Raw genomic sequence first — 16,545 nt, 5'->3', positions numbered from 1 at the left:
AGTACCACTAAAATTGAATAGGAGGCATGAAGATGCTTGAGATACTAGCTGCGGTTATATTAATTTCTGCCATTATAATGGCAGGTTTAAGAAGAATAAGTCTTTTAGTTAAAGGATTTTCAGTTCAATCCTTGGCAATAGCACTTATATGTTTTACGCTTGGATATTTAACTCGTGAAAGTCATTATTACTTAATAGGAGTTTTAACTCTAATTGCTAAGGTTATTATGATACCTTATATTGTCAATAAGTCAGCTAAGGATTTAACTATAAATAGAGAACTGAACCCAATTATAAATGGATGTTGGTCAAGCATTTTAATTGGAATATCTATTGCAATAACCTATGTTGTTTTAGAAAATTTTCATAGTGATTTTGTAAATGCTGGATTTGTCCTAATGGTTGTTGGAGTACTTATACTTGTTGCGAGAAAAAAGGCAATTACTCAGATGATGGGCTTCTTAACTCTGGAGAATGGTCTGGTGCTTCTGGAAATATCTATGATTAGAATGACTTTGATAATTGAGATACTTATTATATTGGAAGTATTAATTCTTTCTGTTATTATGGCAATTATGATTTTTTACATAAACAAAACCTTTAATACAGTTAATACTGATTATCTTTCAAATTTAAAGGAATAGGTGGTGAAGTAATGGAATTTATACTTATGCTATTTATTTTTATAATGACTATGGCTTTATCATTAGTTATAAAAAATATTAGGATAACTTCAAATATAAATATTATTGGGTCAATTATAAACTTTATAATTTCTCTTTATCTTGTAAGTTTATTTGATCATAAAGATTCAATTTTGTATTTTAATAATTTAGTACATTTAGATTCATTAAGTGTCATTCAATTATTTATTATAACAGCTGTTACTTTGATTTCATCAATATATTCATATAGATATATATTAAATGAACTTAATGAAGGAGAGATATCTGAGAGAAGAGCAAGAATATTCTATTTCTTATTTAATGGCTTTGTAATGTCTATGGTGCTGGTAGGCATAAGCAATAATGTTATGGGAATGTGGATAGGACTTGAGGGAACAACTCTTGCAACTGCTTTTTTAATAGGTTTTAATAAAAACAAACTATCATTAGAAGCTGCATGGAAATATATTGTTATATGTTCAATAGGATTGGGTATAGGGCTTATTGGAATAATACTTTTTATATATGCAGCAGGACTTGGCACTTCGGAAATAAATTTAAACTGGACAAGTCTTCTTGATTCATATAAGTCTTCAAATATTTTATATACCAAGATAGCTTTTGCATTAATATTTGTAGGTATTGGAACTAAGGTGGGCTTTGCACCAATGCATACATGGCTTTCAGATGGTCACAGTGAAGCACCCTCGCCTATAAGTGCAATGATGTCTGGTATACTTTTAAACCTAGCGCTTTATGTTATTATTAGGTTCTATATAATATTGAAGCATATATGTGGATTTGAAAATTTAAAAGCTTTTTTTGTAGCCTTTGCCCTTATTTCTTTAATTGTGTCATCCTTTAGTATCCTTAGACAGACAAACTATAAAAGACTTCTTGCTTTTTCATCTATAGAAAATATGGGGATTATATCTTTAGGCATAGGTTTCGGAGGATATTTAGGTGTATTCGGAGCAGTATTACATTCAGTAATACATGCCTTTGGAAAGACGCTCTTATTTTTAACTGCAGGGAATATTCTTGCAGCGCGAAAAACTAAAAGAATAAATAAGGTACATAAATTAATTAAAACAATGCCTAAAAATGCTGTGTTGCTAGTTACAGGAATGCTTATAATAGTTGGAAGTCCACCTTTTGGATCTTTTTTCAGTGAATTTAATATTTTAATTTCAGGTATACAAAAGGGGAGATATATTTCCGTTGGAATTTATTCACTATGTTTAATTCTGGTTTTTGTAGGATTTTTGAATATTTTTATAAAAATGGTTTTTAATAATTCTGAGGAGAACCAAGCTGAAAAAATAGAAAAAGATGATGATAACATATTACCACTTATTTTATCATTGATATTTGTAATTTTAATTACAGTAACATTTAATAACTATTTTTGCACAATATTAAATAAAGCAGTATCAATTATAGGTGTTTAAGCAGAGAGCCAAAATCTGTGATTTTGTGCGAATCGCTTACTCCTCTGACGTAAGGAAGAGGAGTTTCATAATGACTATTGAAAGTATGAAAGAAACACTTTCATGATGTTTTGTGACTCAAGAAAGGGATGAATATAATAATGAGGATACATGAGGTTAATGAAGATATATTAAACTTAGAATTCAATGTGAATACTGAAATAAAGAATGGAAATGAACTATATGTTTATATAAAGAAAGAAGATATAAAAGATATCGTAGATATAATGTTTACAAAATATAGGCTATACTTTGCAGGAGAATTCTGTATGCAGAGGGATAATTTTTTAATAAGTATTATACTTACAAATAGAAAAAAGGGATACTTTGTTATATTAAGATATGAGACGGAAAAAGAAATAATTTCTCTTCAAGGCTTTGCAAATCAAAGTCATTTATTTGAAAGAGAAATAAAAGATCTATTTGGTCTCCAAATAGTTGATGGTGAAGACAAAAGAACTATAGTAAAACATGAACTTTGGGAAAAGGATGTATATCCATTAAGAAAAGAATTTGAATACGGAAGAAAAATTAGAGATTTAAATCAAACTGAAGACTATGCCTTTAGAGAAGTGGTTACAGAAGGAGGGTATCAAATACCAGTTGGTCCTGTCCATGCAGGAATTATTGAACCTGGCCATTTTAGATTTAGCGTTATAGGTGAGCCAATAGAAAACCTACAAATAAGACTTATGTACAAGCACAGGGGTATTGAGAAAATATGTGAAAACACAGATATAAATAAATTAAACTTAATATTTGAAAGAGTTGCAGGAGAGTCATCGGTAGCCTATGGTGAAGCTTATGCGCAGCTTATTGAAAAAATGATAAAATATGGAGTTTCAAAGGAAATAAGGGCACTAAGAGTTGTACTTTTAGAACTTGAGAGAATTTATAATTTTCTTGATGATGTAGCTGGTATATGTGTTGATATTGGCTTTAGTTATCCAGCAAAAAAGTTTGGTTATTTGTCAGAGATTATACATCAGCTCTGTGAGAGAATTACAGGAAGTAGATTTTTAAGAAATTCAATAATTCCCTGTGGAACTAATATCAATTTTACTAAGGGCAATAAAATTGATATTCTTGAAACAGTTAAAACTGTTGAAAAGAGATTTAATGAGATAGTAGACATAACTTTAGGTTCAGTATCCTTCTTAGATAGAGTTGAGCATACAGGCATTGTAGAAAATAAAATAGCAAAGCATCTTAATATGACTGGTGTTGTGGGAAGAGCATCTGAAATTCATTATGATGTTAGAAGAAGTTTTCCTTATGAAATATATAAAGAAATAAAAAAGAGTACAAATTTTAAAAAGCTAGGGGGAGTATTTGAAAGATACAGCCTAAAGCTTGAAGAAATAAGGGATGCCTTTAAATTTATAAGGGAATCTTTAGATAGTATAAATGATGACATAAAGAAAAGTAGAGAAAAAATTCGTATTGAAGAAGGAAAAGAAGGTTTTGCAGTGGTTGAAACAGTAAAGGGAGAGTTAATTGTATATGGAAAGGTAGGGGAGAATAACGAATTTGATAGAGTTTATCTTAAAACCCCTTCTTTTACAAATTGGAAAGGGCTAACTTATGCAGTTTTAGGTGAGATCGTTCCTGATTTTCCTCTATGTAATAAGAGTTTTAATATGTCATATTCTGAAAATGATAGGTAGGTATGGATATGAAAATTTTAATAGATAGATTTAAATATAGAAGTGAAACTATTAAAAACCCTCTCAATAATAACAGTAATTCCTATGGAAAAATTATTGTTGATGAAAATAAGTGCACAGGCTGTAGAGACTGTGTAAAAGAGTGTATAACAGATGCTATTAAATTTACGGATAAGATAAGTATAGATAATAAAAAATGTATATATTGTAGAGAATGCATAGATAACTGTACTTCTAAGGCACTAACTATGAGCAGTGATTACAAACTTGCAGAAATGGCGGCTGAAGGGGATGAGCTTAAAAAAAAGATTTATAAAAGATTTAGCAGATCACTTATGTTAAGGTCTGTTGATACAGGCTCCTGTAATGCTTGTATGCTTGAACTTTCAGCATCGCAAAATAACTATTATTCATTATCAAGATATGGTATTAACTTTGCAGCATCTCCAAGACATTGTGATGGAATTGTGGTTACGGGGCCTGTTTCAATTAATATGAAAGAGGCATTACTTAAAACCTATTATGCTATGCCAGAGCCAAGAATTGTTATTGCTGTAGGAAGCTGTGCTCATAACGGAGGAGTATTTAAAGAGGGATACGGAAATTATGAGAGCTTAAATAAAATAATTCCTGTAGATCTTGTAATACCAGGATGTCCACCGTCGCCACAAAGCATTATCTATGGAATGTTGAAGTTAATGAACAGAATATAATACAGTAAAAGCACAATGAATATAATTGAAATTCATTGTGCTTCTTTTAATTATGAAAATTAAAGTTCAAATCTTTCATTAGAATTCATTTTAGACATCCATTTTGCGTGATTAAAATAAATAATTAATTTTAATCGCGCAAAATGGATTGTAGTTATTGGAAATTTAGTGTAAAATAATTACATATAATTTGGTGATTTTAGGATAAATAACAATTATTTTGGAGAACCTTGTGAAAGTATAATAAAAGCATGGAGGAGCTAAAACTATGACTATAAATTCTAATAGCTACATCGATGTAGATTCACTTGAAATAAAGGATGTTATCGATATCAATGTACTGCAAAACTTTCAGGATAACTTTGCAGAGAGCATGAATATTGCTAGTGTAACTGTAGATATTAATGGAAATCCAGTAACTAGACCTAGCGCTTATACAGATTTTTGTATGAATTTTATGCATGCTACCCTCGTAGGCGAGAATAGATGCGCTGAATCTCATAGAAAAGGTGGGGAAGAAGCTGCAAAACGTGGAAAACCGTACATATATAAATGTCATGCAGGATTAATTGATTTTGCAGCACCTATATTAGTGGATGGAAAACAAATAGGAACAATTTTAGGTGGACAAATATTAACATTACCTCCTATAGACTCAGAGTTCAAGAAAATTGCAGAAGAAATAGGGGTCAATGAAGGTGAATGCATAGAAGCATTAAAAAAAGTGAAAATTGTTGCAGAAAAAAATGTAAAAGCTGCAGCAGAGGTGTTATTTATAATTGCAAATGCTCTGTCAAAAATAGGCTATGAGGAATTAAAACTGAAGAAAATATCTAAAAATTTAGAGATTGAGGTAATAAAGAAAAATTTATTATTAGAAGAATCTAATAAATATAATAATTTAAAAACCCAGCTTTTTTCAATTATATCTCATGAATTAAAGACACCAATTAATATTATATATAGTTCTTTGCAGCTATTAGAAAGTTCTCATATGGATAGTTCAACTATGCCTATGGCTGGAGCATTTTTTAAATATTCAAATATAATGAAGCAAAATTGCTTTAGATTGATTAGGCTGATTAATAATGTAATAGATATGAATAAAATAGAATTAGGTTTTTTTTGTTTAAATTTAAAAAATGATAATATTATAAAAGTCATTGAAGATATTACTTTATCTGTAGTTGAATATGCAAGCCTAAAAAATATTGATATTGTTTTTGACACGGAGATAGAGGAAAAAATAGCTGCATTTGATTCAGAAAAACTTGAAAGAATCATGTTAAATCTATTGTCAAACTCACTTAAATTTACGAAGGCTGGAGGAAGAATAAATGTAAATATATACGAGAAAGAGGAACATTTACTAATTTCAGTAAAAGATACAGGAGTAGGTATTCCAGAGGATATGCTTGAAAAAATCTTTGATACATTTACACAAGTAGATGCTTCATTTAGAAGACATGCAGAGGGCAGTGGAATTGGTTTATCTCTTGTAAAATCCCTGGTGAAAATGCATGAAGGCGAAATTAGTGTAATAAGTGAACTGGGTATTGGAAGTGAATTCATAATTAGGCTACCTATTAGGCTTATAGAAAACGACTCTAATACATACAATCATGAAAATAGTGGAATAAATGGTAATGTAGAAAAAACTAAAATCGAATTCTCTGATATTTATTTTGTATAGTTATGATCCTTAACTTAATTTTCTTATAATATTAAAATATTCATAAGTACCGAATGTTGAAGAGAAATGATTTTAGTTAGTCACTTGTCCAGAAGATGTTGTGTTTTATAGAAAAATTCTACAAAATAAGTTATAATATGATTATAATATGATAAATTTAAACAATTTATATGGAGACGGGTGGTTAATGGTGTTAAAAAAAATGAAAATATCTCAAAAATTATTTGCAACAATTACAATTAGTGTATTATTTTTAATCCTTGTAGGTATTGTTAGCTTGTTAAATATGAATACCATGAATAATAATGCGGAAAAAATTTACAATGTTAATTTGCTAGCCTTAGAAAAATTATATCCTTTTCAAAGCAATGTTAACAAAACACTAAGGAATATGGAACACATTATTAATAGTAATTTTAAATATGATGTTATCAGTACGGAAGAAGAATTAAAAAAGATTACTGATACTAATAATCAGCTTCTTAGTGAATATGAGAAAATACCACATTCAAGTCAAAAGGAAGAGGAATATTATGGTAAAGCAAAAATAATACTAACTAAATACAGAGATGTAAGAGAAAAAATAGTAAGCAGTGCCAAAGAGGGGAATTATGAAGAAGCTATTAAGTTATATAATGGAGAATATTTTCCATTAAAAGAAGAGTTAGATGATAGCATAAATATGTTAATAGAAGACAATGTTAAATCTGCTGAGAATAGTTTTAATTCAAGCGGTGAAGTTTTCGAAAGTACTACTAAATTATATACTGCAATTATTGTAATTGTAGCTTTAATTATGACTATACTAGGTTTTGTATTTACAAAATGGCTTAAAAGGAGAATATCTGATATAACAAGTTATGCTGAGAACTTGGCTCAAGGAGATTTAACACAAGAAGTAAAGATAACAACCGAAGATGAAATTGGACAAATGGGAAGATCTTTAAATGTTGCTACAAGCAATATGAGAGAGCTTGTTTCAGAACTTATAAATGGAATGCAGGACATGAGTGCGGCAAGTGAAGAGCTTACGGCTACTATGGAAGAAGTTTCTGCAACAATGGAAAATATAAAGCAATCTACTCAGGGAATTGTTCAAGGGAATACAGAGTTAAGTTCTTCAACAGAAGGGTTAAGTGAAACATCAGAAGAAATAGGGGAGCTTACAAATAAGTTGGCGGACAGAGCTGTAAATGGGGACAAGGCTTCTACAAAAATTATGGAACGAGCAATAAACGTAAAGAATAAAGCAGAGGAATCATCAATTACTGCGACAAAGCTTTATGAGGAAAAGGAAGCCAAGATTAAGAAGGCAATATATGATACAAAAATAGTAGTAGAAATAGGTAAAATGGCTGAAGTTATAGGCGAAATAGCGGAACAGACTAATTTATTAGCACTTAATGCTTCAATAGAGGCTGCTAGAGCAGGTGAAGCAGGCAAGGGATTTGCCGTAGTAGCTGAAGAAGTAAGAAAATTAGCAGAACAATCTGCAGATGCAGTAACAAAAATAAGAAAAACAATAGTAGATGTGAGAGATGCTATTAAAAACTTGGTGGTTAATAGCAATGATGTATTAAAATTTGTAGATATTCAGGTTAAACCAGACTATGAAATGTTAAAGTCAGTAGGACAGCAATATCAGCAAGATGCAGAATTTCTAAGTCAAATGTCAAAAGAGATGTCACTATCATCAAATACAATTTCAAATAGTGTATCAGAGATGAATGCTTCAATAATGAGTGTATCTGCAACAACACAGCAGTCAGTGGGAAATTCAGAAGAAATATTGGGAAGTATATCTCAAGCAACTGCAGCAGCAGAAGAGGTTGCAAAACAAGCCCAAAGTACTTCAGAATTATCAGAGAAGCTTACTCAAATGGCTCATAGATTTAAAGTTTAGAATATAGTAATCTTCCATAATAATTAATACTTTGTAAAACTTGTTATACAAATAAAAAGCCTGTATTCTTTTAATTAGAATACAGGCTTTTGTAATGTGTAGTATACAATTAACTGATATGTCTAAATATCAATTATTTCAGCATTTTCAACAGAATCATTAATAAGTTTTTCTACATCTAATTTGGATTCAGAATTCTTTATAAGTCCTAATATAGGTTTTGTCTTAGGATGTTTTGGCACAAATATAGTGCAGCAATCCTCATAAGGAAGGATGGAAGTCTCATAAGTACCAATTTGTCTTGCTATATCCATAATATCAACTTTATCCATTGCTATAAGAGGTCTGAAAATAGGAATACTCGCTGCATCTGAACTTACAACAAGACCTTCCATAGTTTGGCTAGCAACCTGACCAATGCTTTCACCGGTAGTTAGAGATTGAATTTTATGTTTTTCTGCAAGGTTGTTGGCTATAGCCGCCATGAATCTTCTCATAATAATAGTAAGCTCATCATCAGGACATTTCTCAATTATCTCCATCTGAATGTCAGTAAAAGGAACGATAAATAATCTCAAGGAACCAGTATATTCTTTCAATAATCTTGCTAGTTCTTTAACTTTATCTTTTGCTCTTTCAGAGGTATATGGATGACTATGGAAGTAGACTGCATTTATTTTTACGCCTCTTCTAGCCATTAAGTAACCTGCTACAGGAGAGTCGATACCACCAGACAACAGTAGAAGGGTACTTCCGTTAGTCTCGTAAGGCATTCCGCCTACTGCTTTATTTCTTTTTGAATATACATATGCATCTTCCCTTATTTCTACGTTTAATATACATTCAGGATTATGTACATCCACTTGTATATTCTCAATGTTACTAAGAATATAGGCTCCAAGCTTTGAGCTTATTTCTTGTGATGTACCAGGAAAGCTTTTGTTAGCTCTGTTAGTTTCTACTTTGAAAGTTTTGTATCCACTGTCAGAAATCTGTCTAAGGGCCTCTTCACAAATTAAATTGAAATCTCTTTCAATTTGCGATACAACACATACCTCTGCAATACCAAATACTTTTTTTACCTTTTCAACTACCTTTTCTAAGTTCTCAGAATATATGAACCATCGTCCAGAATCTGTTATTAATTCATACTTCACATCTGCTAAAACTTTTTCTATATTCTTTTTTAATTTTCTTTCAAAACTGCCTTTATTTAATCCCTTTAAAAAAATTTCAGGTGCATATTTAACCATTAGAAGCTCTTTCATTTACTCAATCTCCTTAAAAATGTTAATGATTTATTTAGGTTCTCAATAACATAGTTTACTTCTTCTTCAGTATTTAATTCATTAAAACTAAATCTTATAGTACCCTCAGCCTCTTTTTTACTTAGACCTATCAGTGGAAGTAGGGAACTATGACTAAGTTTTTTTGAAGAACAGGCAGAACCTGTAGAAGCAAATATACCTTTATCCTCCAAAGCATGAATTAAAACTTCTCCTTTTACTCCCGGAAAAGATACATTTAATATGTTTGGTATAAACTCAGGCTGAGAAGGACTATTAATCAATACATTATCTATTGATGATAATCTTTGGATAAAATATTCTTTAAGATTATGTATCTTTTTATAGTTTTCTTCAAGATTTTTATATATTTTATTAGCTGCAAAAGCAAATCCACAAATAGCAGCTAAATTTTCTGTACCAGATCTGAAGTTACTTTCCTGGCCACCTCCATGTATCAGAGGCTCAGGCCTTAAGTCCTTTCTAACATAAGCAAATCCAATACCTCTTGGTCCATGAATTTTATGTCCACTGGCTGAAAGCAAGTCTATTTTATATTTCTGTACATCTATTTTTAGTTTGCCAAAGCTTTGCACTGCGTCAACATGGAATTTTGCTCTGCTGCTATTTTCTTTTATTAATATTCCTATCGCCTCTAGATTTTGAATAGCACCAAATTCATTGTTCACATGCATAATGCTTACAAGTGCAGTTTCTTTTTTTATGGATTGCTTTAGTTGTTCTAAGTTGATTTGACCGTACTTATTGACATCTAGATAGGTAACTTCTATGCCTTGCTTCTCCAAGTAGCTATATACGCCTGCTACACTTGGATGTTCAATTCTAGTAGTAATCATATGAAGTCCTGGTCTTATAAATCCCTTTATTAAAAAGTTATTACTTTCGCTACCCCCTGAGGTAAAAATTATTTCTCCTTCGCTGCAATTTAATATATCTGCAAAAATTTTTCTGCTCTCTTTTAATTTTCCTTCTGCCTTCACCCCAAGTGAGTGAGCAGAAGAGGGATTACCATAATAATTTTTCATTATATCACTCATGATATCTATAACTTCATCGTAAACCCTTGTAGTGGCACTATTATCAAAATAAACATCCATAATTTAACACTTCCTTAATAAAGTTAATGAAACAATTAAATTCCTATGTTTCAGATAAGTTTTATGATGTGAAACTTGAATTAGATGAGAGTTTCACATCTAATTCTTAGTTAAACGAATCCAGGAACTTAGTGCCACTTAGATATGTACAACAACTCTATTTACTAAAGTAAATTAGAGTTTTAATTCCCCAGTTCTTATAGAAATGGCAAATTAGTGGCAGTTAGTTATCGGATAAATTATCAGAAGAATTATAAACTAGTATGCGAATATTGTCAAGAAATTTCATTAAACTATAAATGTTTTAAAAAGTCTATTGACAAATCAATGGCAGACAATTATAATTCATATATATCCAATATATCATATATAACATATTAAAATACTAGGATTTGATTATCAAGAGTGGTGGAGGGACTGGCCCTATGAAGCCCGACAACCGGCATTCTCATTCGAATGTAGCGGTGTCAATTCCTGCAGAATATTATTTATTCTGGAAGATAAGAAAAAGGTTGAATTTAAGATAAATTAATTTGAACTTAAATTTTAGGCTGTTTTTCTTATACAAGGAAAACAGCTTTTTATTATAGGTTCTTCAGCAAAATATTAATAATATATTTAGTTTAGATTTTGAAAGGGGAAAAATAATGATAGAGATTACAGAACAAATACAACAAAGTATAGAGAACTTTAGAGAAAACTTACAACTGTATAAAGAAGGAAAGTTAGAGGCCTTTAAACCTTTTGGTGCATCTATGGGAATTTATGAGGAGAGATTGACTGGTACATATATGGTGAGACCAAGAAACCCAGGAGGAACTGTAACATTAGATCAATTTAAGGCTATAAGTGAAATTGCTAAAAAATACGCTAAAAATAGAATACACTTTACAACAAGGCAAGATGTTCAGTTTCATTCAGTGGAAATTGATGATCTAAATAATGTATTAGAAGATTTAATAAAAGTTGGATTAACTACAAAAGGAGCAGGTGGAAATACTGTAAGAAATGTAGCTTGTTCTCCACTTTCAGGAGTATCTGAAGATGATATCTTTGATGTAACACCATATGTTAAGGAAGTTACAAATCATCTTATGAGTGATCCGGCTAATATGAGTCTTCCAAGAAAATTTAAAGTGGCTTTTTCTAATAGTCCTGAAGATACTGCTAATGCTACTATATCTGATATAGGCTTTATTGCTAAAATAGTTGATGGTAAAAAAGGATTTGAAGTATATGGCGGCGGTGGTTTAGGTGGAAGAGCCAGAGCAGCTCTAACTTTATCAGACTTCATCGAAGCTAGTGAGGTAGTATACTATGTACAGGCAATGAAGGAAGTATTTGAAAAAGAAGGAGATAGAATTAACAGACACAAGGCTAGACTAAGATTTGTAGTACACAGATTAGGTGAAGAAGCCTTTATTGAATTATTTAAAAATCAACTTGCAAAAGTGAAAAGTGAACAAAAACTAGATGTTAAGATAGAGTTAAAGGAAGAACAAGAAAAGGGGATTGAAGATAAAAAAGTTACAGTTGATGAGAAATATAAAAATATAGTGGTACCACAAAAACAAGAGGGATACTACTCTTTATATATTCACCCGCAAAACGGTAATATCAGTACTAATAATTTAGATGAGATTTTGAATTTCCTAACTGATTTAGATTATGAAGTATCTATAAGATTAACACTTACTCAAGGAGTATTTGTGAGAGACTTAAAAGAAAAAGACTTACAGACCTTAGCGGATATAGTTTCTAAGTTTTCCTCAAACAATAATTTTGATAACTCAATTACTTGTGCAGGACCAAGAATTTGCAATTTAGGTATTTGTAACTCACAGGGACTTCTAATTGATATAAATGAAAACTTTAAGAAGCATGAAGAAAGACTAGAAGGTGAATTACCAAGAGTGTTTATATCAGGATGTCCGAACTCTTGTGGACAACATCAAAAAGGCTTAATTGGATTCAGTGGAAAAGCAAAACGTACTGAAGATGGCCTTATCCCAACTTATGCTGTGTCCTTTGGAGGAAAAGTAGGAGCTGGTGTAGCAAAGCTTGGAGAAGTATATGGAGACATTCCAGCTAAGAAAATTTCTAAATTTTTATTAGAATTAGCCCTTTTAAAAAGAGAGTCAGGATATGTGGACTTTGAAGAATTTATAAAAAATAAATCCTCGGAAGTAAAAGCTTTAATAAGTAAGTATGCTACTTTAGAAAGCTTCAGCGAGAATCCTGGCTTATATTATGATTTCGATTCGGAGGACAAGTTCTCAGTAGGTAAATAAATTTAAGGGGATTATCCAAGAACCAGAAAACATATCAAAGACAAATAAATTTATTTCTAGAGTACTTTTATAGATACTATGTAAAGTGGAATTAAACAAATATTGAAGAGGGGGATGGGCCTTGAGTTTAGTAATCGAAGGCATAAGTAAAAAATATAAAAAAGATAATACAGAGCTAGAAATACTTAGAAGCATAGATTTAACCGTAAATGACGGAGAATTTGTATGTGTTTTAGGTCCTTCAGGCTGTGGTAAATCTACTCTTTTGAATATTATAGCTGGGTTTGAAAAACCTAGCAGTGGAAGAGTTGTTTTGGATGGAAAAGAAGTAAGTTCACCAGGACCAGATAGAGCTGTGGTATTCCAAGAAAACGCACTTTTTCCATGGTTAAAAGTTATAGATAATGTGGAATTCGGAATGAAGGTAGCTGGAGTTCCTAAAAATGAAAGAAGAGAAAAGGCTCTTAAATACTTAAAAATGATGAATCTTACTAAGTTTAAGGACGCTTTTATTAGTGAACTTTCCGGAGGAATGAAGCAAAGGGTATCTATTGCTAGAGCACTTTGCTTAGATTCGAACATACTTCTTATGGACGAACCTTTTTCAGCTCTTGATAGTCAAACAAGGGATATCCTTCGAACAGAAACTCAGAAAATATGGTGGAATACTAAAAAGACTATAGTATTTATAACTCATAGTATTGAAGAAGCAGTACTTTTGGCTGATAGAGTTATTTTAATGCCAGCAAGTCCAGATTCTGAAAAGAAAGAATTTAGAATACAGTTAGCGAGACCTAGAAGGATAGACAACGTTGATGTAACCTATATGGTTTCATCAATTATGAAAGAATTTAAAAAGGAGGTGGAAGAAGTTGCAAGAGCAGAGTTCGATGAAGGATGGGATCTGGAACAAGATTCTATTCTATACGATAATGATAGTAATATGGGTATTGGCCTCTAAGCTAGGTAGCTTTCCATCGCCGGTCAATGTCTATAAAAGCCTTCTTAAACTTACAGCAAATAATACCTTAATAGTTGCAGTACTTATAAGCTTAAGGAGACTTGTAGCAGGTTTTATAATATCTCTTATTCTGGGATCACTTATAGGACTTCTTATGGTAAAGCTGAAAAACACCAGAGACAGTTTAGGTAAGTTTATTGGAGGCCTACAAAGTATGCCTAATGTGTGCTGGGTACCTTTTGCAGTTTTATGGTTTGGGCTAAATGAAAAAGCTATATTATTTGTAATAATTATAGGGTCAGTTTTTGCAGTGTCAATGGCAATAGAAAGTGGCATCAAAAATTTTACACCTTTATATATTAGAGTTGCAGAAATGGCAGGAGCTAGAGGGTTTGCTCTATATAAGGAAGTGATTTTTCCAGAGTCTATTCCCGTGATCTTGGCAGGAGTAAGACAAGGTTGGGCATTTGCATGGAGAGGCCTAATAGCAGGGGAAATGATAGCTTCTTCAATGAATGGTCTAGGACAAATATTAACTGAAGGTAAGAAATACAACGATATAAATCAAATTGTTGCAATAATGGTAGTGATTCTTTTACTAGGATTTTTAATTGATAAGTTAGTATTTGAAAAAATAGAATCTGCGATAAATCGTAAATATGGATTTGGAAAGGCGTAATAAGAGTTATTTTAAATCTAATCGATATTTAGTAATATTTATCTGAAAAGGAGTGCCATATGAAAAAGAAAATACAAGTAAAACAGTTAGAAACAGATATATTAATTATTGGCGGAGGCACAGCAGGATGTTATGCTGCCCTAACCATAAGGGAACATTCAGATGCTTCTGTATTAATTGTTGAAAAAGCAAACATCAAGAGAAGCGGCTGTCTGGCAGCTGGAGTTAACGCAATTAATGCTTACATTGTAAAAGGCAGAACACCTCAAGATTATGTAGATTATGCCAAAAAGGATGCCGATAACATTGTAAGAGAAGATTTGCTTCTTACTATGTCTGAAGGACTAAACAGAGTAACAAAAAAGATGGAAGACTTAGGCCTTGTTATTTTAAAGGATGAAAATGGCGATTACGTAGCTAGAGGAAACAGAAATATTAAAATAAACGGAGAAAATATAAAACCTATTTTAGCAGATGCAGTGAAAGCTCTTTCTGATGTAACAGTTATGAATCAAGTGAATGTAATTGATTATATTGTAAAAGACAACCAGATACTAGGAGCCTTTGCAGTTGGCGTAGAAGAGGAAACTCTTTATGAAATCAGAGCAAAAAAAGTGATATGTGCCACTGGTGGTGCAGCAGGGTTGTACAGACCTAATAACCCGGGGGTTTCTAGACACAAGATGTGGTATCCTCCTTTTAATACTGGGGCAGGTTATGCTATGGGAATCCGTGCTGGTGCGGAGATGACTACTTTTGAAATGCGATTTATTGCATTAAGATGTAAGGACACAATAGCACCTACTGGAACTATCGCACAGGGAGTAGGGGCAAAGCAGATAAACTCAAAAGGAGAGGTTTATGAGACAAAATATGGTCTTACTACTTCTGAAAGAGTTTATGGAACAGTAAAGGAAAATCAAGATGGAAGAGGACCTTGTTACTTAAGAACAGAGGGAATTAGTGCTGCACAGGATGAAGAACTTAAAAAAGCATACTTGAATATGGCGCCGAGTCAAACTCTTAAGTGGGTAGAGGCAGGCAAAAATCCAAGTGAACAAAATGTAGAGATCGAAGGAACAGAGCCATATATAGTAGGTGGTCACACTGCAAGTGGATATTGGGTTGATACGAAAAGAGAAACCACAATTAAAGGCCTTTTCGCTGCAGGCGATGTGGCTGGTGGCTGTCCACAAAAATATGTAACAGGTGCATTAGTAGAGGGTGAAATTGCTGCAAAGGCTGCAGTAGAAGGGATAGAAAAGAATAAACATAATACTGTTATTTTATCACAGACAGAGCAAGACTTATTAATTAAGTCAAAGAGAGAAGAAGTGGAAAAGGTATTAAATTTGGAAAACACTATGTTTTCTGCTGAAGAACTAGAGGAAGCTATGCAGAAGGTAATGGATGCCTATGCAGGAGGAATTGGAACTAATTATCAATTTAACGAAAAACAGCTTGCACTAGCAGATGAAAAAATTGAACAGATTATAGAGCTAAGCAATAATCTTCATGCAGGAGATATGCATGAATTGATGTTTGTATATGAACTAAAAGAAAGATTAACTCTTTGTAAGTCGGTAATTGCTCATTTAAGGGCAAGAAAAGAAACTAGGTGGCATAGTTTTGCAGAGAATTTGGATTATCCAAAGAAGAGTGATGAATGGCTCAAGTATGTTAATTCAAAGATTGTGGATGGAAAACTTACTATCTTATTCAGAGATTTAGTAGGAAGAGGTGAAACATATGAGCATATCAATTAATAAAGATAAATGTGTGGGCTGTAAAAAATGTTTGTCAGTCTGCCCAGGAAGTCTTATAAAGTTAGATAAGGATGGAAAAGCCTATATAAAATATCCAAAAGACTGCTGGGGTTGCAGTTCTTGTATAAAAGAGTGTAAAAAGTGTGCAATTTCATTCTTCTTAGGAGCAGATATTGGAGGAAGAGGAAGCCGCCTGACTGTTGATACGGAAGGGGATATTGTCCATTGGAATATTGAAAAAAGTAATGGATCTGTACAGACCATTGATGTAAACCGCAAGGATTCCAATAAATATTAAAAAAGGCTTTAGCCA

13 protein-coding genes and 1 riboswitch are annotated in these 16,545 nt (G+C 32.0%); of the genes, 11 read left to right on the top strand and 2 right to left on the bottom strand.

Annotated elements, in window-relative coordinates; genetic code table 11:
* The first annotated feature begins 32 nt into the window (after positions 1-32).
* The 6 genes from CLMAG_RS14990 to CLMAG_RS14965 all read left to right on the top strand — a co-directional run bounded on the left by CLMAG_RS14990 (position 33) and on the right by CLMAG_RS14965 (position 8,131).
* Positions 33-644, top strand: coding sequence for a hydrogenase (locus CLMAG_RS14990; RefSeq protein ID WP_066624006.1), 612 nt, complete (start codon positions 33-35; stop codon positions 642-644).
* Positions 645-655: 11 nt separating this feature from the next.
* Positions 656-2,116, top strand: coding sequence for a proton-conducting transporter transmembrane domain-containing protein (locus CLMAG_RS14985; RefSeq protein WP_066624003.1), 1,461 nt, complete (start codon positions 656-658; stop codon positions 2,114-2,116).
* A 140-nt stretch (positions 2,117-2,256) separates the two neighbouring features.
* Positions 2,257-3,822 carry an NADH-quinone oxidoreductase subunit D-related protein gene (locus CLMAG_RS14980; RefSeq protein ID WP_066624001.1) on the top strand — a complete coding sequence of 522 codons (1,566 nt, stop codon included), beginning with the start codon at positions 2,257-2,259 and terminating at the stop codon, positions 3,820-3,822.
* A gap of 8 nt (positions 3,823-3,830) precedes the next feature.
* A complete protein-coding gene (gene nuoB, locus CLMAG_RS14975; protein ID WP_066623998.1) occupies positions 3,831-4,535 on the top strand; it encodes an NADH-quinone oxidoreductase subunit NuoB in 705 nt (234 codons plus the stop codon).
* 268 nt (positions 4,536-4,803) lie between these two features.
* Positions 4,804-6,228: a sensor histidine kinase gene (locus CLMAG_RS14970; protein ID WP_066623996.1), complete on the top strand. Its 1,425-nt coding sequence runs from the start codon at positions 4,804-4,806 to the stop codon at positions 6,226-6,228.
* Between the two features lie 187 nt (positions 6,229-6,415).
* The gene (locus CLMAG_RS14965) at positions 6,416-8,131 is read left to right on the top strand and encodes a methyl-accepting chemotaxis protein (protein ID WP_066623995.1); all 1,716 of its coding nucleotides are present in this window, start codon (positions 6,416-6,418) and stop codon (positions 8,129-8,131) included.
* A gap of 122 nt (positions 8,132-8,253) precedes the next feature.
* On the opposite strand, the gene thiI is transcribed toward CLMAG_RS14965, so the two are convergent.
* Positions 8,254-9,399, bottom strand: a complete 1,146-nt coding sequence (gene thiI / locus CLMAG_RS14960) for a tRNA uracil 4-sulfurtransferase ThiI (protein ID WP_066623994.1) — start codon at positions 9,397-9,399, stop codon at positions 8,254-8,256.
* Complete coding sequence (locus CLMAG_RS14955) at positions 9,396-10,535, bottom strand: cysteine desulfurase family protein (RefSeq protein ID WP_066623992.1); 1,140 nt, start codon at positions 10,533-10,535, stop codon at positions 9,396-9,398. Before CLMAG_RS14955 ends, thiI begins: the two co-directional genes overlap by 4 nt.
* Positions 10,536-10,928: 393 nt before the next feature.
* A riboswitch (SAM riboswitch) is annotated at positions 10,929-11,042 on the top strand.
* A gap of 140 nt (positions 11,043-11,182) precedes the next feature.
* Between CLMAG_RS14955 and CLMAG_RS14950 the strand changes: the two genes are divergently transcribed.
* The 5 genes from CLMAG_RS14950 to CLMAG_RS14930 all read left to right on the top strand — a co-directional run bounded on the left by CLMAG_RS14950 (position 11,183) and on the right by CLMAG_RS14930 (position 16,530).
* Entirely contained in the window at positions 11,183-12,826 is a 1,644-nt protein-coding gene (locus CLMAG_RS14950) for a nitrite/sulfite reductase (protein WP_082831948.1), read from the top strand.
* 121 nt (positions 12,827-12,947) lie between these two features.
* Positions 12,948-13,787 (top strand): ABC transporter ATP-binding protein, encoded by an 840-nt coding sequence (locus tag CLMAG_RS14945; protein WP_066623991.1) that lies wholly within the window; start codon positions 12,948-12,950, stop codon positions 13,785-13,787.
* Positions 13,759-14,466 carry an ABC transporter permease gene (locus CLMAG_RS14940; protein ID WP_242873040.1) on the top strand — a complete coding sequence of 236 codons (708 nt, stop codon included), beginning with the start codon at positions 13,759-13,761 and terminating at the stop codon, positions 14,464-14,466. The genes CLMAG_RS14945 and CLMAG_RS14940 overlap by 29 nt, the downstream gene beginning before the upstream one ends.
* A gap of 59 nt (positions 14,467-14,525) precedes the next feature.
* Positions 14,526-16,232, top strand: coding sequence for an adenylyl-sulfate reductase subunit alpha (locus CLMAG_RS14935; RefSeq protein WP_066623990.1), 1,707 nt, complete (start codon positions 14,526-14,528; stop codon positions 16,230-16,232).
* Positions 16,216-16,530 carry a 4Fe-4S dicluster domain-containing protein gene (locus tag CLMAG_RS14930; protein WP_066623989.1) on the top strand — a complete coding sequence of 105 codons (315 nt, stop codon included), beginning with the start codon at positions 16,216-16,218 and terminating at the stop codon, positions 16,528-16,530. The genes CLMAG_RS14935 and CLMAG_RS14930 overlap by 17 nt, the downstream gene beginning before the upstream one ends.
* The last annotated feature ends 15 nt before the right edge of the window (positions 16,531-16,545 follow it).

Source organism: Clostridium magnum DSM 2767 (assembly GCF_001623875.1).
Lineage (GTDB): Bacteria > Bacillota > Clostridia > Clostridiales > Clostridiaceae > Clostridium_AM > Clostridium_AM magnum.
Note: the sequence above shows the minus strand (reverse complement) of the source record. Positions and strands in the feature narration are given on the sequence as shown.